This window comes from Roseateles sp. GW835-FHT13E02, assembly GCF_058794035.1.
The window spans coordinates 83,770-102,490 of sequence record NZ_JBXAGJ010000020.1 but is presented as its reverse complement, the minus strand read 5'-3'; the positions used below and the strand labels follow the sequence as shown (position 1 = coordinate 102,490).

Below are 18,721 nucleotides of genomic sequence, written 5' to 3'. Positions count from 1 at the left end.
GGGTTCAGCCGCGCTCGTGTTCCTTGGCAGTTTCCAGCTGCTCGGTGATGCGGCGGGCGGCGCGCAGCATCAGGGCTTCGTCCAGCGAGGCCTGAGGTGCGATTTCATGTGCCACGGTTTCCAATTGGGTCACGTCACTCAGCAGCACGCTGGCGATGGTTGAGATGGCACTGATGCCGCGCCGCTGCAGGGTGTCGGGCATTTGCAAGGTGGCTTGCACTTCGACATGGTGGCGCACACTCGCCACGGCCGCTGGCGCCAGGCCCCAGCTTTCGCACAGTGCCGCCCCGAGCGCATCGTGGCTGACGCCGAAGGCGGTGCGCTCCAACTGCACGAGCTCTGCATCAGATCCGGCCGCGCGCAGCATGGCGGGGTAATGCGACGGCGCATGCCGGTAGAGCACGGCCTTGCCGCATTCCTCGAACAAACCCGCGGAATGGGCGGCCCAAGGATCCACGCCCAGCATCTGGCCCATGCGACCCATCATCAGGCCGCGCTCGGCCGCGCGTTGCCAGACCGGTTCCAGCTCCGCAGCGGGCGGGAAAGCCGCGCGCAAGCCCATCTCAAACGTGATGGCGGAGACCTCGCGCAGCCCCAGATAGGTCAGCGCCTGCTGTACGGTTTGCACCCGGCCCCGCAAGCCGTAAAGCGAGGAATTGACCGCTTTGAGCACTGCGGCCGCCAGGGCCATATCGGTCTCCACCAGGGACGAGATGGCGTTCAGATCGATGTCCTCCTCGGACATCAGCATCGACAGCTGCACCAGTACTTCAGGCTGGGTGGGGATCTCGATGTCGAGTGTGCGCAAATTCGGATCGACTGGCATGGTGGGTGGTCCTTCCCTGTTTGGCCCCAATGGTAGCGGGACTGGCGCAGGGGCTGGTTACAAAAAGCTCAGCGAAAGAAGGCGTCCCAGGCCGTTTTCAGGATCAGGGCCGACACCACCAGCACGAACATCGAGCGCACAAAGCCGGCGCCACGCGCCAAGGCCATGCGGGTGCCGAACAGGCTGCCAATCACATTGGCCACGGCCATCACCAGAGCGACCTGCCACCAGATGTGGCCGGTGCTGCCAAACAACATCAAGGCAGCGGCGTTGGTGGCTGTATTCATCAGCTTGGCGGTGGCCGAGGCATGGAGAAAGTCGTAACCCAGCAAGCGCACGAACAGGAAGACGAAGAAGCTGCCGGTGCCAGGGCCGAAAAAGCCGTCATAGAAACCGATCAGCAGGGCAATAGCACCGGCGACCGCGGTTTCGCGCCAGCCCTGGTGCCGAGGCGCATGGTGCCGTCCCATGTCCTTTCGCACCAGGGTGTAGATCAAGACGGCCAACAGGATCACCGGCAAGGCGCGACGCAGGAAGCCGGGGTCAATCTGAGTGACCAGCCAGGCGCCGCCGAAGCCGCCCACCATGGCCAGGGCTGCTGCCGGTAGCAGGGCGGACCAGTTTAGCTGGACACGCTTGGCATATTGAAGCGTGGCCCAGGCAGTGCCCCAGATCGAGGCGCCTTTGTTGGTGCCGAACAAGGTGGCCGGCGCGGTTTGCGGATAAACGCTGAACAGGGCGGGCACCAGCACCAAGCCGCCTCCGCCCACCACCGCATCAATGAATCCAGCCAGGAGCGAGGCAAGGGCGACAGTCAGCAAATCCATGGAGAAGCGTTCGGAGCAGGGCGCGGCGGGGCCAGCGAGCGCGGCCACGAGAGCCGCAAATGAAACGGGCACCTGAAGTGGCTTCAGGTGCCCGTCGATTGTGACTGTGTCACTTTATACGTCGTGCTATCACTACAACTTGAGTTTGTCTCCTCAGCCCCGCCTGGCACCGTCCGTTCGCACGGCCTGTGCATCGAGTGATGCGAATGTAGGCAGCTGGCCCTGTGCACGCACTTGGGGTTTTTACGGGCATTTCGCACCAAGATAGTGAAGTAAGCGTGTGCACACTTTTGATGCCGGTGAGTTTTCACCGTCTCTGGGGCTGCGAATGCATGCCCCGGCCTGGGGCTGCCGGTCCTGCAAATATGGGGGCGCTCGGCACGCCAAAGAGCGCATGTGTGGCATTTCTGCACAGCATGCGGGTCGGCACTTGTAGATCCGGAAGGCGGAAAACGGTTTGCAATTCTTGTCTTCGAACCCGCAAGGCCTGTGAAAACATCCGGCCCATGAACGCTGTCGTGAGTCCACTCTCCAATCTTCTTTCTTGGCTGGGCCGCCGTGTGCGTTTCGGTCTGATGTGCGCCGTGCTGCTGAGCTTGCAAGCCTGTGGAGGAGGGGGCGGCGGCAGTAACAGCACAGGGAGCACACCCACGCCAGCGCCCAGTGCCACCAGCACCTATGGCCTCAGCCTGCCGCGCGCCGGCCTGGTGCCGGCCGATCTGGCCGTTCTGGTGGCTGAAGGCGATGCGCTCGGTGAATCCATTGCGGCCTACTACCTCAGCGCCCGTGGCGTGCCGGCCACCAACTTGATTCGCGTCAAGCTGCCCACCAAATCCGATGCCATTTCGGCCAGTGACTTCGCCACCCTCAAGGCTGAGATCGACGCCAAGCTGCCGTCAGGGATTCAGGCCTTGATGCTGACCTGGACCGCGCCGTCGCGCGTGGTGGGCACTTGTGCCATGGGCATCACCAGCGCTTTGGCGTTCGGCTATGACGCGAAGTCCTGTGTCTCGCCCGCCGGCAGCTGCCTCGCCACCCAGGCCTCGGCCTACTTCGACTCGGATTCCACCCAGCCTTGGACTGACCATCAGGTCCGGCCGGCCATGATGCTGGGCGCCCGCAGCCTGGAGGTCGCCAAGGCGCTGATTGACCGCGGCGTCAAGGCCGATGCCAGCCAGCCCTTGGGCGATGGGTATCTCCTGCGCACCAGTGACAATCTGCGCAGCACCCGTTGGAGTGACTTCAGCGCTTTGCCAGGCCTCTGGTCCGGCCGACTCAAGCTCAATTTCCTGGACAACTCGGCGGGCGGATCGCGTGACAGCGTGCAGGGCAGCAGCGGCGTTCTGTTCTATTTCACCGGCTTGGAGCTGACGCCGGGCTTGGCCACCAACACCTACCAACCCGGGGCGGTCGGAGACTCACTGACCTCGTACGGCGCACTCTTTCCCAACGGCGGGGGGCAAACCTCGGTCCTCGCCTGGCTCGACGCCGGCCTCACCGGCAGTTACGGCACGGTCGAGGAGCCCTGCAATTTCACGCAGAAGTTCTCCAAAGCCTCGGTGTTGATCGACCAGTACTACCGCGGCGCCACCTTGATCGAGGCGTACTGGAAGTCCGTGCAGCAGCCGGGCCAAGGCTTGTTCGTCGGCGAGCCACTGGCGCGACCGTTTGCCGACACCCCCAGCTTCAAGCTGGAGGGCAGCCAATACCTGATCAGCAGCCGCGCCCTGCGCCCGGGCGCGAGCTACAGCCTGGACTACCAGATCGGCGCTGCCGGCAGCTGGATCACCCTGGCCAGCTTCAAGCCCAGCAAGGCCGAAGTGCAGAACCTCAGCGCCCCCTTGCCGCCGGCCACAGCCACGGCCCTGCGCTGGCGCGGCCCCTGCCCGGCCCAGCCCAGCCAGCAATGCACTTTGGCGAGCAGCCCCTGATCCTGTGCTGCCTGCATTGCCTGTGATCGCCTGAGCGTACGGGCGGGAGGCCCGGCTGGCAAAATGGCACACCCTGCCGGCCCTGTCTTCATGTCCTCGACGCCTCCTCTCTCGCCCTCCAGCTTTCGCGTGTTGTCGCTCATCCCGCCGATGACGCAGCTGAACACGCCGTATCCGTCCACGGCTTACCTGACCGGCTTTCTGCGCTCGCGCCAGATCGATGCGGTGCAGGAGGACCTGGCCCTGGCCCTGATGTTGCAGCTGTTTTCGCGCGCCGGCTTGCTGGCCCTGCGCGAGCGCATCCAGGCTCTGGCGCCCGAGCAGCGCACGCCCATGGTCCAGGGCTTTGACGTCTACTTTGACCGTTATCTCTCGACCATCACGCCGACCATCGCGTTTCTGCAGGGGCGCGACCCGACCCTGGCGCACCGCATCAACAGCCGCGCCTTCCTGCCCGAGGGCCCGCGCTTTGATTCGCTCGATGTTTATGTCGACGAGGAAGGCGGCGACCCGCTTGCCTGGGCCTTCGGTGCCTTGGGCCTGCAGGACCGGGCGCGCCACCTGGCCACGCTTTATCTGAACGACCTGGCCGATGTGCTGCGCGAGGCGGTGGACCCACGCTTCGAGTTCGTCCGCTATGCCGAGTCCCTGGCCACCAGCCAGCCCACCTTCGACCCATTGGCTGAGGCTTTGGCCGCGCCGCTGAATCTGGTCGATGAAACCCTGCGCACCCTGGCCCTGGCCGCCGTGTCCAAGCACCAGCCGCAGCTGGTGCTGATCTCGGTGCCCTTCCCGGGCGCGGTCTATGCCGCCTTCCGCATCGCCCAGGCGATCAAGGCCGAGCACCCTGGCGTGGTGCTGGCCCTGGGCGGTGGCTTCGTCAACACCGAGCTGCGCGAGCTCAGCGAGCCGCGCGTGTTCGACTACTTCGACTACCTGACCCTGGACGCCGGCGAGCGCCCCCTGCTGGCGCTGCTGGAGCATCTGCAAGGCCGTCGCTCGCGCCAGCGCCTGGTGCGCACTTTTGTGCGCGAAGACGGCCAGGTCCGCTACATCAACTTCGTCGAGCCCGACATCGCGTTTGCCGAGGTGGGAACGCCCACCTGGGACGGTCTGCCGCTGGACCGCTATCTGTCCCTGCTGGACATGCTCAACCCCATGAACCGGCTCTGGTCCGATGGGCGCTGGAACAAACTGACCGTGGCGCACGGCTGCTACTGGAAGAAGTGCAGCTTCTGCGACGTCAGCCTCGACTACATCTCGCGCTATGAGGGTGCATCGGCCGCGACCCTCGTGGACCGCATCGAGTCCATCGTCGCCGAGACCGGCCAGACCGGTTTCCACTTCGTCGACGAAGCCGCGCCGCCCAAGGCCTTGAAGGCGCTCGCTGCTGAGTTGCAAGCGCGCCAGCTGGGCATCTCCTGGTGGGGCAATATCCGCTTCGAGAAGTCCTTCAGCCCGGAGCTTTGCCAGCAGCTGGCCGACAGCGGCTGCATCGCCATCTCGGGTGGCTTGGAGGTTGCGTCCGACCGATTGCTGAACCTGATGAAAAAAGGCGTCTCGGTCGACCAGGTCGCGCGCGTGACCAAGGCCTTCACCGACGCCGGCATCCTGGTCCATGCCTACCTGATGTACGGCTTTCCGACCCAGACCGTGCAGGACACGGTCGACGCGCTTGAATATGTGCGCCAGTTGTTCGAGAACGGCTGCATCCAGAGCGGCTTTTTCCACCGCTTTGCCTGCACCGTGCACTCGCCCGTGGGCCAGAAGCCGGAAGAGTTCGGCGTGCAACTGCTGCCCCTGCCGCCCAGCCCTTTCGCCAAGAACGATGTCGGCTTTGTCGACCCCACGGGCGTGGATCACGATGTGCTGGGCCAGGCGCTCAAGAAAGCCATTTACAACTACATGCACGGCATCGGCCTGGAGCAGGACGTGCGCAGCTGGTTCAGCATCAAGGTGCCCAAGACCACGGTGGCGCGCCACCGCATTGCCCGCGCCCTAACGCAGGCGCATTGACGGTCGAGGCCGCACGCGCTCCTGCCGCTCGTTCAGCCAGGCGCTGAATGCCTGCAGCAGGGGCTCGTAGCGCTCAGCTTGGGTTTCCAGTGTCTGCAAGGCCAGCACAGCCGCCTCCAGCGTCGAGCGCTGCTCGGCCCGCTCCGCCTTGCGGTGGTCGGCATAGCGGGAGGGTGGCGGGTCTTGCAGGGTCAGCCGCGGCAGGGCTTGCAGGGCCGGGTTGAGCCAGAGCATCTTGCGGCTCTTGCGCCAGGTGGCGTCGATCACGACCAGGCGCAGCGGTCGGTCATCGTTCGTCGTGGGCTCGAACATCGGCTCGGTCTGGCCCGGCGTGGGCGGGTAGAGCAGCAGGGCATGCCGCCCGTCTTGATGCAGGGCGGCCTGCAGCGCGGCCGGGTCGAATTGCTCGCCCACCCACAGGCGGCAGCGGGCCAGGCTCAAGCGCAGCAGACGCGCCGAACCCTTGGCCTGGTGCTGTTCCTGCGGGTGCTGCAGCAGCAAGAGTTCGACCGGGTTGTCGATGGCCTGCGCCCAGCGGCACAGGCAGCTCGGGGTGGGCAGCTCGCAGCGAGGGCAGCGCGGGCGCCCGGCTGGGGGCGGAGACGCTTCAGGCGAAAGATCGGTCGGCATGGCGGCCGTGATCAGAACACAGGCGTGCCGCTGCAGCGGCCTGTGGCGCCGTGCGGGCTCAGGCTGCCTGGCGCGCTGGAGCCCCCGCCAGACCGCGCTGCGGGCGCGAGTCCAGCTCGGAATCGAGGTCGGAGTCCAAGTCCGATTCCAGTTGCGAGCTCAGCTGCGAATTCAGCTGAGATTGCCGTGCCTTGCGCTGCCGACGCAGCCGCGCCGACCAGCGGCCGGCCGAGAGGATGGCCAGCAGCACCGCCACGCCGTTCAGCGAACCCCAGAGCGGCGGCACGGTGGATGAGAGCAGCAGGCCGGTCAGCGAGGGCTGGTAGCCACCGGCGCGGCTGCTGACTTCCAGCACGCCGGCCAGCAAGGCCAGCAACCAGGCCAAGCCCATGCCACCCAGGCACCAGGCCGTGGTCGGGTGGCGGCTGTGGCCGCGCTGCGGCCGCACGGTGTAGAAGGCCCAGACCCAGGCCATGCCGTAGAGCAGCACCGCGATCAACACAGCCTGGGCAAGCTGCAGCGTCCAACTGCCGCTGCCACCCAAAAGGCTTTGCAGACTCAAAGGCCAACGTTGACTGGCCAGGCTGTGAGCCAACCCCAGGGCGCTGAGGTAGAGCAAGGCGCCGGACACAAAGGACCAGATGCGTCTTGCGGTTCTGATTTCGCTGCCCATGGCGATGCGTTGGCTCCGTACGTCTGAGGATGACAAATGCGTCAACTCGATTCTGGGTGCCGCACTGTTGGCCGCCCAGAGGCCGCGCACCCGCAGACCGGGGGACCGCAGCTCGCGTAGATGGCGCAAGCGTTGAATCCGTCACGTTTTTCGGCCCTCGGTCCGCTGTTCAAGGCCGGGTGTTTGCGCTCAAAGCCTGGGAACGTTGGCCCGCTGAAGCAGAGGCAAGGCCGCGATGCGAGACTCGATCTCGGCCATCATCTGCCGGTAGGCGGGCGCATCGATGCCGCCGTAGCGCTGCTGGAAGGCCTCGGCGCTGAGGAACTCGGGCAGGTCGGCCACGCCGGGCATGAAATCCAGCTCGTGCAAACCGACCCGCATCAAGGCTTGCAGGCTGCGCGGGGCGTCCTTGGCCAGCAGGCCGAAGCGGGTGCCGGCCCGGTCGGCGGCGATGTCGTTGAAACTGAAGCCGCTGCCGCCGCGCGAATCCGCCACTTCCTTGTAGACCCCGATGGCATCGGCCAGCGGCCCGCTGCCTTCCAGCGCCAGCACGGCCGAGACCAGGAAATGCTGGGGGAAATCATCGCGCCCTGCCAGGGTCACCATGCGCGGCAGCGGCTGCGGCCAGGCGCGGGCGCTGGGCAGCAGCTTGCTCCAGCGTTGGCCGGTGGAAAACAGGGCCAGGGTCAGCAAGGCGGCGCGGTTCTCGGCCACGGGGTCGGCGTCCGGGGCTTCGCTGCGGGCGCGGGCCAGCTCGAAGATGGGCGGCATCAGGAGTGCCAGGGAAACTGAGCTGCCCGGCGGGTAGGCTGCACTGATCTCGACCAGGCGCCGGTTGTAGGCTTGGGCTCGCTCCTGTTCGTCCGGGGTCCAGAAGGCGCCCAGCACATGATCCAGGCTGTCGGCTTGCCAGTGGTAGCCGAGCAGCAGCTCCTGGGGATTGAAGCGCAGGGACTCCACCAGTTCGCCGGCCCGTTGGGCCTGAACCGACAAGGCCAGATGGCCCAGCCCCCGCCGCAAGGCCGCTTCCGCCAGCCAGGCTGGCAAGGGCAGGTGGCCCAGGCGCAGTTCTTCCACCTGGGGCAGGGCAAGTGTCTGGCTCAGCCGGGCCTCCAGATTCAGCCAGACCCCCAGCGCCGGCATCTGCAAGCTGGCTTGCAGTCGGGCCGTGCCCGCCTGCAGCTGGATCTGCGCAGCCCCGCGGCCTTGGCCGTAGCGCTGGGCCAGTTGCATGAGCATCAGATTGAGCTGGCGCTCCTCGATGCGCAGCAGGCGATGCGGGCTGGCTTGGAGGCGGCGCGGGTCATTGCGGCGCAGAAAGTCCTTGGTGCTCTGGATCTCTTCGGGTTTCAGGCCGCCGTCGATAGGCTCGACAAGGGGCCGGCTTTGCACGGCCAGTGTGGCGGCGATTGCGATCAGAAGCAGGGGGCTGAGCAAGAGCCAGGGCCAGAGCCGGCGCGAGCGGCGAGGCGAGACGGAGGCGGGGTCGAGAGACGCAAACTTCATGGCAGTCAGTCTGCCAGCAAAGCCGCGCTCCGACCGTTCGTCAGCCGCCGCGTCTTCGCCCGCCCCCGACAATGCGCGCCATGTTGGAGACTTCTGCCGCATCAGCCGCCCCCCCAGGCCCTTTGGCCCCGCGCATCTGGCCGCCCACGGCCGAGGTCCTGGCGCGCCTGTTCGAGCGTGGCCGGCTGCAGCGCGCGCGCCAGTTGCAGGGCCAGATCCTGGAGCTCCGTTCCGACGGCCAGGGCGCCAGTGCCCGGGTGCGCGGTGCACGCGAGCAGGTCTTCGAGCTCGATTTGCAAGGTGTGGCCGATGCCTCCGGCCAGCCGCGCTACAGCGCCCTGTGCAGCTGCCGCACCCAGCGCTTTTGCGAGCATGCCGCGGCGGTGTTGCTGCGCTTGCAGACCGAGGCCGATGCGCCGCTGCGCGAGGCCCTGCTGCAGCAATGGGTGCAGGCGCTGCGCCGCAAGGCCAGCCGCGAGGAGCTCAAACGCCTGCCGCCGCTGCCCGAGGCCGATGCGGCGCGCTTGATGGATTTGCTGCTGCGGGGAGATGAGGAGGAGCAAGCGCCGGGGGCCTCAGCTGCGGCCGATCTGCCTGCGCCGCCTGCCGAGCCTGACCTGGGCGTCGAGCCCGCGCGCTTCCAGCCCGAGCTGCGCCTGATGACCCTGGGCCGCGGCGACGGCCTGCTGGGTCTGGCCCCTGGTGGCCGGCTCGGGCCGCGCGGTGACCATGTCAGCGTCGCCCAGTTGCACTGGGTCTACCGATTCGAGGATGGCTGCCGCTGGCAGACCGAGGCGCCACGCTCGCTCTTGAACAGCCGACCGCCCGCCCAGCAGCGGGTGGACACCTCCAGCGGCCCGCGTCGCCTGGCCCGCGATCTGCTGGCCGAGGCCGAGGCGCGCGATCAGCTCTGGGCCAGCGGCCTGGTCCCGCTCGCGCCCGAGCAGCTGCAGTGGCGTCACCCCAGCGCCGCCCAGGGCCTGGAAGCCTTGTGGACGCTCAGCCAGGAGGAGTTCTTCGCCGCCTTCTGGCTGGAGCGGGTGCCGGCGCTGCAGGCGGCGGGCTGGAAGGTGGAGGTGCGCCCCGGCTTTGCCCACCGGCCCGCCCCGGCCGAGGCCTGGCAGCTCAAGATCGAGAAGCTGGGCTTGCCGGGCAGAAAGGGCTCCTGGCTGCTCAGCCTCGGGGTCGAGGTGGACGGCGAAACCCTGGACCTGGCGCCCATGATCGCCGACCTGCTGCGCCGCGATGCGCGCTGGTTCGATGCCGAGGCCATTGCCGGCATCGATGACGCGGCCCTGATCCTGCTGCACGCGCCGGGCGGCCGCCGTATCGAAGCGCCGGGCTCCATCCTCAAGCCCATCATCGGCGCCATGGTGGATCTGCTCAGCGACCCCAAGCGGGCCGAAGGTCCGATCCCGCTCAGCGATTGGGACGCCGGCCGCCTGCTGGCGCTGGACACGCGCAGCGGCTGGCAGTTCCAGGGCGACGCCGATTTGCGCCGCCTGGCCCAGCGCCTGCAGCAGGCCGGCAGCCCGCAACCGGTGGCGCCGCCGCAGGGCCTGGCGCTGACGCTGCGACCGTACCAGCGCAGCGGCCTGGCCTGGCTGCAATACCTGCGCGAGCAGGGCCTGGCCGGCATCTTGGCCGATGACATGGGCCTGGGCAAGACCGCCCAGGCGCTGGCCCATCTGCTGCTCGAAAAAGAAGCAGGTCGCCTGGACCGGCCGGCCCTGGCCGTGCTGCCCAGCTCCCTGCTGTTCAACTGGCTGGCCGAGGCTCGCCGGGTGGCGCCGGGCCTGCGCGTGCTGCTCTTGCAAGGGCCGGAGCGGGCGCGCGACTTTGCCTGTCTGGGCGAGTTCGACCTGGTGCTGTCCACCTACCCGCTGCTGTGGCGCGATATCGCGGCCTTGGCGGCCCAGCCCTGGCATCTCTTGATCCTGGACGAGGCGCAGACGGTCAAGAACGCGGCCAGCCGGGCGGCGCAAGCGGTGCGCCGCCTGAACGCGCGCCACCGGCTCTGCCTGACCGGCACGCCGCTGGAGAACCATCTGGGCGAGCTCTGGGCGCAGTTCGATTTCCTGATGCCCGGCTTCCTGGGCGATGCACGGAGTTTCGCCCGCTTGTGGCGCAAACCCATCGAGGAAAACGGCGAAACCTTGCGCGCCCAGCTGCTGGCCCAACGCGTGCGGCCTTTCATCCTGCGCCGGCGCAAGGACCAGGTGGCGGCCGAGCTGCCGCCCCTGACCGAGGTGACGCGGCGGGTGCAGCTCTACGGCGCCCAGCGTGATCTCTACGAGAGCGTGCGCGTGGCGGCCGACACCCAGGTGCGGCGCGTGCTGGCCCGGCGCGGCTTTGCCGGCGCACAGATTTCGGTGCTGGATGCCTTGCTCAAGCTGCGCCAGGTCTGCTGCGACCCGGCCCTGGTCAAGGGTGTGGATTTGGCTGCAGACATGGGCCGGGCGAAGCTGGAGCTGCTGGAGCAGATGTTGCCCGAGCTGCTGGCCGAGGGGCGGCGGGTGCTGGTGTTCTCCCAGTTCACCGAGATGCTGGGCTTGATCGAAGCGCTGCTACGGCAGCTGGCGCTGCCCAGCCTGACGCTCAGCGGCGACACGCCCATTGGCCAACGCGGCGAGATCGTGCGGCGCTTCCAGGCCGAGGAAATACCGCTGCTGCTGGTCAGCCTCAAGGCGGGCGGGGTGGGATTGAACCTGACGGCGGCCGACACGGTCATCCATGTCGACCCCTGGTGGAACCCGGCGGTCGAAGCCCAGGCCAGCGCGCGGGCGCACCGCATCGGCCAGGACAAGCCGGTGTTTGTCTACAAACTGGTGGTGGGCGGCAGCATCGAGGAGCGGATGCTGGAGCTGCAGGCCCGCAAACTGGCCCTGGCGCAGGGCGTGCTGGGCGAGGACGGGGCCGATGCAGCCAAGTTCAGCGCCGAGGATTTGGCGCTGTTGCTGGCGCCGCTGGGCTGAGGCTGAAGGGAATCGTGTTCTTGTGCGAGCGAGGACTCAGTGGCTCGAAGCCTCGTGAGTTTTCGTCGCGAGCCGTCGCCAGGCTAGGCGGACGGAGCGCAGGGACCGGAACGTACTTCCTGTACGTGAGGATCCCGAGCAGCCGGCCAACAACGCCTGGCGGCGGCGCAGCAGAAAACTCAGCGCTTGCGGTCGAAGCGGAGTGCGCGGGCCAGGCTGCGGCGATCGCAGGCGAAGTTGCCGGATTCAAAAGCCTCGTGCTTGCGGCCCTTGTTGTCCAGCGATGCCCAGTCGGGGCAGGGCATGCGACGCGGTTGTTGTTCGGGGTGCTGCTGAGTTTTCATGGCGATTCAGAGGCCTTGCGGCTGCTGCTACGACGGTAGCGACGGCTTGCAGGAGATCTGCCTTGGCTGTCGCTTGCTGGGTCAACGCGACAGGAAAACCCTCGGTTGACAGTGCCGGCAAGATTTTTTGCAGAGCTTTGCTGGGCCGGGCGTCGCCAGTTCGCAACGGCTTGACCTTGGATCAACGTCGGTGAATGCTTTGTCGCTAAGCTTCGCCACCATGCCCAGCCCTGTCGTGTCTGCCCTTCCGTCTTCGCCCGATGCCGCCCTCCAGCCCATGCTGGTGGCCTGCTTGTGCGCGGCCTGGTGCCGCACCTGCGACAGCTACCACGAGGTGGTGGCCGCGCTGCGTGAGCAGTTCCCGCAGCACCGCTTCATCTGGGTGGACATCGAGGATGACGAGGAGCTGGTGGGCGATCTGGAGGTGGAAACCTTCCCGACCCTGCTGATCGGTTCGGGCGCGCAGCTGCGCTTCATCGGCCCGGTCACGCCCCATCTGAGCACGGCTCAGCGCCTGCTGGCCACCGCGGCGGATCTGCCGGTGCAGGCCGGGCAGCCGGCCGCCCAGGCTTTGTTGATGCGTTTGCAGCGCAGCTGCTGAACCTGCGCGCGCCAAAAGCGGACAATCGCCGCTTTTGATTGCTCAGCCGCCCACGAGGCGCACCCCGCACCATGACAGTTCACCTGAAAGCCAAGGCGCCCAGCGGCGCCGTTGCCATCACCGTGGTCGACCGCGCCGCCTTCCAGGCCCTGGTGACCGAGCTGCCGGCGCCGACGCGCCACTGGCTGGCCACCCTGGGGTTCAAGGGCGCTGCCGACAGCTACGCCCTGGTGCCGGGCGCCGATGGCAAGCTGGGCCAGGTGTTCGCCGGTGTCGAGCACGCCGCCCATCCCTTCGCCCTGTCGGCCCTGCCGCAAGCCCTGCCCGAGGGTGACTATGTGCTGTCCGAGCAGGGCCTGCAGCTGCGGCCTGAGCAGGCCGCCCTGTCCTGGGAGCTCGGCGCCTACCAGTTCGACCTCTACAAGCCGCGCCGCCGCGCCCCGGCCGCGCTTTACCTGCCGGCCGACGCCAGCGCCCAGCGCGGCATCGCCCTGGCCACGGCCATCTCGGCCACGCGCGATCTGGTCAACACCCCGGCCGAGCACATGGGCCCCGAGGAGCTGGCGCAAGCGGCCCAGCTGATTGCCAAGCAGCATGGCGCCAAGTTCAAGCAGATCGTCGGTGACGCGCTCTTGAAGCAGAACTTCCCGGCCATCCACGCCGTCGGCCGTGCCAGCACGCGTGCCCCGCGCCTGATCGAGCTGAACTGGGGCAGCCCGAAAGCCCCGCTGCTGAGCATCGTCGGCAAGGGCGTCTGCTTCGACACCGGCGGCCTCGATATCAAGCCGGCCGATGGCATGCGTCAGATGAAGAAGGACATGGGCGGCGCCGCCAATGCCCTGGGCCTGGCCGCCCTGGTCATGGCCTTCAAGCTGCCGGTGCGCCTGCAGGTGCTGATCCCGGCGGTTGAGAACTCGATCTCGGGCAATGCCTACCGCCCCGGCGATGTGATCAAGACCCGCCAGGGCCTGCACATCGAGATCGGCAACACCGATGCCGAAGGCCGCGTGGTGCTCAGCGATGCGCTGGCCTATGCCTCCGAGCACAAGCCCGAGCTGATCATCGACCTGGCCACCCTGACCGGCGCCGCCCGCGTGGCCCTGGGCGCCCAGCTGCCGGCCCTGTTCAGCAAGCATTTCGACACCGCGCGTGACCTGGTCGACCTGGGCCTGAAGCTGGAAGACCCGATGTGGCACATGCCGCTGTGGGCGCCCTACAAAGAGGGCATCGCCAGCAGCATCGGTGACATCGTCAACACCGGCCGCAATGCCCTGGGCGGCGCCATCAACGCGGCGCTCTTCCTCGAGTACTTCGTGCCCGAGCACCAGGACTGGCTGCACATCGACCTGTTCGCCTGGAACGATGTGGCCCGCGCCGGCCGACCGGTGGGCGGCGAGGCGCAGACCATCCGCACCCTGCTGGCCTATCTGGAGCAGCGTTTCAGCACCAAGAGCTGAGGGCGGCAGGGGCCGTCAGGCCCCGGCCAGGATCCAGGCCGCGGCCTTCTCCGCAATCATCAGCGTCGGTGAATTGGTGTTGCCGCTGGTGATGTTGGGCATGACGCTGGCATCGACCACGCGCAGCCCGGCCACGCCACGCACGCGCAGCCGGCTGTCCACCACGGCCATGGCGTCTTCGGCGCGGCCCATCTTGCAGGTGCCCACCGGGTGGAAGATGGTGGTGCCGATGTCGCCCGCAGCGCGCGCCAGCTCTTCTTCGCTTTCCAGCTGTGGGCCGGGCTTGATCTCTTCGGGCCGGTGGGCGGCCAGGGCTGGCTGGGCCACGATCTGGCGCGTCAGGCGCAGGGCGGCGGCGGCCACGCGCCGGTCGTGCTCGGTGGCGAGGTAGTTGGGCTGGATGCGCGGTGCCTCACTCGCATCGGGCGAGCGGATCTGCACCGTGCCGCGACTTGTCGGGTTCAGCTGGCAGACGCTGGCGGTGAAGGCATTGAAGGGGTGCAGAGGCTGGCCGAAGGCCTCCAGCGAGAGCGGCTGCACGTGGTACTCCAGATCCGGCCCGTCCGGATCGAGGCCGCTGCGCGCAAACGCGCCCAGCTGCGAGGGCGCCATGCTCATGGGCCCGCTGCGCTTGAGCAGGTATTCGAGCCCGATCTTGGCCTTGCCCCACCAGCTTTGCGTCAAGGTGTTGAGGGTGCGCGCGCCCTCGACCTTGTAGATGCTGCGGATCTGCAGATGGTCTTGCAGATTGGCGCCGACCCCGGGCAGGTCCTGCTGCACGGTAATGCCCAAGCTTTGAAGCAAGGCCGCCGGCCCCAGGCCTGAGAGCTGCAAAAGCTGCGGCGAGCCGATGGCGCCGGCCGCCAGGATCAGCTCGCCACCGGGGTTCAGCGCGACGCTTTCCTGGCCACGCGGCGTGCGCACTTCGGCGCCTTCGCACTGCAGCCCACCGCTCTCCGCGCGCGCCAGCGTCAGGCGCTGCACGGCCGCACCGGTCCAGAGTTCGAAGTTGGGCCGGGCATAGCAGGTCGGGCGCAGAAAGGCCTTGGCCGTGTTCCAGCGCAGGCCGGCGCGCTGGTTGACCTCGAAATAGCCCACGCCCTCGTTGCTGCCGGCGTTGAAGTCATCGCTGGCTGGGATGCCGGCCTGCACGGCGGCCGCGGCAAAGGCATCGAGGATGTCCCAGCGCAGGCGCTGGCGCTCGACCCGCCATTCGCCGCCGTGGCCATGGGCGGCCTTGAAGCCGGGGCTGGCGGGGCTGGCGCGGGTGGCTGTGTCGTCCAGGCGCCAGTGGTCTTCGTGCTTGATGAAATCGGGCAGGCAGGCCTGCCATCGCCAGGCCGGGTCGCCGGTGGCCGCCGCCCAGGCCTCGTAGTCGCGCGCCTGGCCGCGCATGTAAATCATGCCGTTGATGCTGGAGCAGCCGCCCAGCACCTTGCCACGCGGGTAGCGAAGGCTGCGGCCGTTGAGGCCGGGCTCCGCCTCGGTCTGGAACAGCCAGTCGGTGCGCGGGTTGCCAATGCAGTGCAGATAGCCGACCGGGATGTGGATCCAGTGGTAATCGTCCCGGCCGCCGGCCTCCAGCAGCAGCACGCGCTTGCTCGGGTCGGCCGAGAGCCGGTTGGCCAGCAGGCAGCCGGCCGTGCCGGCGCCCACGATGATGTAGTCGAACATGGCGGCGGCGCAGCGGGCTTCAGCGTGCCAGATGCGAGGCCAGCACCGGGAAGAGCTTGATCAGGCCGTCGGCCAGCAGCTCCACCGCCAGCGCGGCCAGGATCAGACCCATCAGCCGGGTCATGATGTTGATGCCGGTCTGGCCCAGCACGCGGGCGATGCGGCCGGCGGTCGAGAACACGCCGAAGGTCACCAGGCCCACCACCACGCCGTAGCCCACCAGAATGGCCAGCTCCCACCAGTGGCGGGTCTTTTCGGCGTAGATCACCATGGTGGAAATGGTGGCCGGGCCGGTCAGCAGGGGGATGGTCAGGGGCACGACGGCAATGCTGGCACCGGCGCTGAGCTTGCTGGAGCCTTCGCTGAGGTCTTCCTTGCGCGACTCGGCCGGCTGCGCGTTCAGCATCTGGATGGAGCTGATCAGGAGCAAGGTGCCCCCGCCGACCTGGAAGGAGGCCAGCGAGATGCCGAAGAACTCGATCACCTTGAGGCCGAACAGCGCGCTGATGCTGATGACCAGAAAAGCGCTGAAGCTGCTGACGCGGATGGTGTGCTGGCGCTGCTGGCGGTTGAAACCGGTCGTGAAATGAATGAAGAAGGGGATCACGCCGATCGGGTTGACGATGGCGAGCAGGGCAACGAGAGGCTTGTAGATGTCCATGGTCTTGATTGTGGGCCGGGCGGGCCGGCGACCAGGCCCTGGCGTGCTCCCGAATTACCCGCTCTTTCCGACCTCGGTGTGGATCCGCGGGGCGGCTTGCACCGAAGCGCGCTCCGTCGCGAGCGCGCGCAGCAGATCCAGCCCCTCGCTGGCGCGCGGGCCGTACCAGCTGATCAGCTCGCCATCGATCAGCTGCACCTGCGCCTGCGGGCACAGGGCCCGGGCCAGGGGCAGGTGGCTGGCGTCAAAGCGGTAGGGTTCCGAGCTGAGCAGCACCCGGTCGACCTGCTGCAGCCAGGGCTCATCGCCGCGCAGCTGCGGGTAGCGGGCCGCGCCGGTGTCGCCGCCGCGTTGGTTGGGCCAGGTCTGCCAGCCCACCTCGACCAGCATGCGGGCGATGTAGGTGTCGCGGGCCACCGTCATCCAGGGTTCGCGCCAGATCAGGTAGAGCACCCGCTCGCCCGGCCAGCCCTGTTGCCGGCAGGCTTGCAGGCTGTGGCTCAGGCGCTCGCTCAGGGCCTGGGCGCGCTCGCGAACGCCGGGCAGGTGGCCGAAGTGGTGCAGCATCTGCGCCAGCAGGGCTAGGTTGTCCTCGGGCCCCTGGGGATGGGAGACGATCAGCTCGGGCACGAACTGGCGCAGCGCCTCCGCCGTGTCCAGGCGGTTCTCGTCGGGATTGAGCAGCACATGGCTGGGTGCGAGGCGGCGCAGCTTGTCCAGATTCACATCCTTGGTGCCGCCGACTTTGGGGATGGCCGCCACCTGCTCGGCCGGATGGATGCAGAAACCTGTGCGCGCCACCATCCAGGGCCCCAGGCCCAGGGCCAGCAGCAGCTCGGTGAGGCTGGGCACCAGGCTGGCGATGCGCGGCGCGTTCGGATCGAAGGCCGGCATGTTCACAGGGCCGCGTCGTCGCTGGGCGCGTCCTGCAGGGCCAGGTAGACCGCGCAGCAGCCACGCAGATACACCAGGGTCGGCAGCACCAGGGCCACCGCAAAGACCACGCCGCCGCCGGTCTGTGCCGCCACGGCCAGCGGGTGGGTGGCCACCGGCGCGCCATTCGCGCCCAGGGTGCGCAGGCCGTAGCCGAACAGGCCGGCCATCAGCTGCTGGGCCGGCACGTCGATGCCGATCAACCAGACCATCAAGAGCGCCAGCACCCGGCCGCCGCTGATCACCACAAAGCTGACCGCCGCGCTGACCAGGGCCGTCACCAGAAACACGGCCATCATCAAGGCACCCGCTTCCAAGGGGCCGCGGCGCAGCTGGTGCGCCAGCATGCGGGCGGTTTGCAGCGGGCTCTTGCCCGACCAGATCGAGGGGCCGGTCAGCGGCCCGATCAACATCACGCCACTGAAGGCCATCACCCCCAGCGCCGTCACACTGACCGGCACCAGCAGGGCGAACAGCGCTGGCCCGACGCTGGGCAGGCGAGCGCTGTACAGCAGCCCGATCAAGCCGGCCGACACCAGGCCCAGCGTGCCCAGCACCAGCAGCAGGGTCAGCAGCACTTTGGGGGCAGTGCGCAGGGCGTCATGGAATGCATCGGCCACCTCGCGCACCTCGCGTCCGCGCGCCTGATCCATCAGCAGCAGGCCCGTGGTGTTGACGCCGAGAAATGCGGTGATCAGCCCGCCCACGGCCCAGATCACCCCCAAGGTGGTGTCGGCCTTGGCCAGGGCCGACTCGGCCGAAGCCAGCATCAGGCCAGCCAGGCAGAAGGCCGAGAGCAGGGCGTAAAGGGCGCGCCCATTGCGCGGCGCATCAATACTGGACAGCACGCGGTTGAGCGCGTGCAAGGACAGGGTTTGGGACATGGAGCTCATCATAGCCAGCGGTCTTGACGCCCCGATTTGCTGAAAAACAGCAGTTCGGTCCGCCCAGCGCCCGTCAAAACCCGAGGGTTTCTTCTATCAGCCGAAAAACAACACTTGCGGTGGGCCCCGTGTTTGCGGCTGGACCCATCAACCATAATCGTTTACCTGTGTATGGACGCCGCACCTTCGCTTGAATGGTTCACGATGGGTTGAAGCTCCACATGGTTTCTTGGTATTGAAAGGGCTTCCCCATGGGAAACAAGCTTTACGTCGGCAATCTTGCCTACAGCGTGCGTGATGAGTCTCTGCACGAAGCGTTCGCGCAATTTGGTTCGGTGACCTCCGCAAAGGTCATGATGGATCGTGACACAGGTCGTTCCAAGGGCTTCGGCTTTGTGGAAATGGGTTCGGATGCCGAAGCGCAATCGGCCATCAACGGCATGAACGGTCAAGACCTCGACGGCCGCGCCGTCGTGGTGAACGAGGCTCGTCCTCGTGAAGAGCGTCCCGGCGGCTTCGGCGGCGGTCGCTCGGGTGGCGGCGGCTTCGGCGGCGGTCGTTCGGGTGGTGGCGGCTTCGGTGGCGGCGGCGGCTACGGTGGTGGCGGCGGCGGTGGCGGTTACGGCGGTGGCCGTTCCGGCGGCGGCGGCTTCGGCGGTGGCGGCGGTGGCCGCTCCGGCGGTGGCGGCGGCTACGGCGGTGGCCGTTCCGGCGGTTACTGATCCAGCCTCAGGCCGTTCTGCGGAGCGGCTTGAAACGGATGCAAGAAAAAAGCAGCTTCGG

At 67.8% G+C, this 18,721-nt stretch carries 16 protein-coding genes; 6 read left to right on the top strand and 10 right to left on the bottom strand.

Annotation, left to right across the window (positions count from 1 at the left end; all coding sequences use genetic code 11):
• Window positions 1–4 precede the first annotated feature (4 nt).
• A complete protein-coding gene (locus tag AC1Q6P_RS18645; RefSeq protein ID WP_102768580.1) occupies window positions 5–826 on the bottom strand; it encodes an HDOD domain-containing protein in 822 nt (273 codons plus the stop codon).
• Window positions 827–894: 68 nt separating this feature from the next.
• Complete coding sequence (locus AC1Q6P_RS18640; protein WP_102768579.1) at window positions 895–1,653, bottom strand: sulfite exporter TauE/SafE family protein; 759 nt, start codon at window positions 1,651–1,653, stop codon at window positions 895–897.
• A 518-nt stretch (window positions 1,654–2,171) separates the two neighbouring features.
• On the opposite strand from AC1Q6P_RS18640, the gene AC1Q6P_RS18635 reads away from it, so the two are divergent.
• Both AC1Q6P_RS18635 and AC1Q6P_RS18630 read left to right on the top strand, forming a co-directional pair.
• A complete protein-coding gene (locus tag AC1Q6P_RS18635; RefSeq protein ID WP_492665383.1) occupies window positions 2,172–3,584 on the top strand; it encodes a TIGR03790 family protein in 1,413 nt (470 codons plus the stop codon).
• A gap of 90 nt (window positions 3,585–3,674) precedes the next feature.
• Complete coding sequence (locus AC1Q6P_RS18630) at window positions 3,675–5,600, top strand: B12-binding domain-containing radical SAM protein (protein ID WP_271007949.1); 1,926 nt, start codon at window positions 3,675–3,677, stop codon at window positions 5,598–5,600.
• On the opposite strand, the gene AC1Q6P_RS18625 is transcribed toward AC1Q6P_RS18630, so the two are convergent.
• The 3 genes from AC1Q6P_RS18625 to AC1Q6P_RS18615 form a co-directional block, all read right to left on the bottom strand.
• On the bottom strand, window positions 5,583–6,230 hold the full coding sequence (locus tag AC1Q6P_RS18625; protein ID WP_492665384.1) for a tRNA-uridine aminocarboxypropyltransferase: 648 nt from the start codon (window positions 6,228–6,230) through the stop codon (window positions 5,583–5,585). The genes AC1Q6P_RS18630 and AC1Q6P_RS18625 overlap by 18 nt on opposite strands.
• A 58-nt stretch (window positions 6,231–6,288) precedes the next feature.
• On the bottom strand, window positions 6,289–6,903 hold the full coding sequence (locus AC1Q6P_RS18620) for a hypothetical protein (RefSeq protein WP_492665385.1): 615 nt from the start codon (window positions 6,901–6,903) through the stop codon (window positions 6,289–6,291).
• A gap of 189 nt (window positions 6,904–7,092) precedes the next feature.
• Complete coding sequence (locus AC1Q6P_RS18615) at window positions 7,093–8,409, bottom strand: hypothetical protein (RefSeq protein WP_492665386.1); 1,317 nt, start codon at window positions 8,407–8,409, stop codon at window positions 7,093–7,095.
• A gap of 80 nt (window positions 8,410–8,489) precedes the next feature.
• Between AC1Q6P_RS18615 and AC1Q6P_RS18610 the strand changes: the two genes are divergently transcribed.
• Window positions 8,490–11,384, top strand: coding sequence for a DEAD/DEAH box helicase (locus AC1Q6P_RS18610; RefSeq protein ID WP_492703286.1), 2,895 nt, complete (start codon window positions 8,490–8,492; stop codon window positions 11,382–11,384).
• Window positions 11,385–11,563: 179 nt separating this feature from the next.
• On the opposite strand, the gene AC1Q6P_RS18605 is transcribed toward AC1Q6P_RS18610, so the two are convergent.
• A complete protein-coding gene (locus tag AC1Q6P_RS18605) occupies window positions 11,564–11,728 on the bottom strand; it encodes a hypothetical protein (protein ID WP_165794623.1) in 165 nt (54 codons plus the stop codon).
• Between the two features lie 220 nt (window positions 11,729–11,948).
• Here AC1Q6P_RS18605 and AC1Q6P_RS18600 point away from each other — a divergent pair, with 220 nt between their 5' ends.
• Both AC1Q6P_RS18600 and AC1Q6P_RS18595 read left to right on the top strand, forming a co-directional pair.
• Window positions 11,949–12,329, top strand: a complete 381-nt coding sequence (locus AC1Q6P_RS18600; protein ID WP_492665387.1) for a thioredoxin family protein — start codon at window positions 11,949–11,951, stop codon at window positions 12,327–12,329.
• A gap of 71 nt (window positions 12,330–12,400) precedes the next feature.
• The gene (locus AC1Q6P_RS18595) at window positions 12,401–13,786 is read left to right on the top strand and encodes a leucyl aminopeptidase family protein (RefSeq protein ID WP_492665388.1); all 1,386 of its coding nucleotides are present in this window, start codon (window positions 12,401–12,403) and stop codon (window positions 13,784–13,786) included.
• Between the two features lie 15 nt (window positions 13,787–13,801).
• Here AC1Q6P_RS18595 and AC1Q6P_RS18590 read toward each other — a convergent pair whose 3' ends face one another.
• Genes AC1Q6P_RS18590 through AC1Q6P_RS18575 form a run of 4 tightly spaced genes read right to left on the bottom strand, consistent with a single transcriptional unit; the run spans window position 13,802 to window position 17,938 of the window.
• Window positions 13,802–15,460 carry a GMC family oxidoreductase gene (locus AC1Q6P_RS18590; protein WP_492665389.1) on the bottom strand — a complete coding sequence of 553 codons (1,659 nt, stop codon included), beginning with the start codon at window positions 15,458–15,460 and terminating at the stop codon, window positions 13,802–13,804.
• A gap of 19 nt (window positions 15,461–15,479) precedes the next feature.
• Window positions 15,480–16,121 (bottom strand): MarC family protein, encoded by a 642-nt coding sequence (locus AC1Q6P_RS18585; RefSeq protein ID WP_102768571.1) that lies wholly within the window; start codon window positions 16,119–16,121, stop codon window positions 15,480–15,482.
• Window positions 16,122–16,175: 54 nt separating this feature from the next.
• Window positions 16,176–17,015 (bottom strand): helical backbone metal receptor, encoded by an 840-nt coding sequence (locus AC1Q6P_RS18580; protein WP_492665444.1) that lies wholly within the window; start codon window positions 17,013–17,015, stop codon window positions 16,176–16,178.
• A 2-nt stretch (window positions 17,016–17,017) separates the two neighbouring features.
• Window positions 17,018–17,938 (bottom strand): hypothetical protein, encoded by a 921-nt coding sequence (locus AC1Q6P_RS18575; RefSeq protein ID WP_492665390.1) that lies wholly within the window; start codon window positions 17,936–17,938, stop codon window positions 17,018–17,020.
• A gap of 251 nt (window positions 17,939–18,189) precedes the next feature.
• On the opposite strand from AC1Q6P_RS18575, the gene rbp reads away from it, so the two are divergent.
• Window positions 18,190–18,660 (top strand): RNA-binding regulator, encoded by a 471-nt coding sequence (gene rbp / locus AC1Q6P_RS18570; RefSeq protein ID WP_102768568.1) that lies wholly within the window; start codon window positions 18,190–18,192, stop codon window positions 18,658–18,660.
• Window positions 18,661–18,721 lie beyond the last annotated feature (61 nt).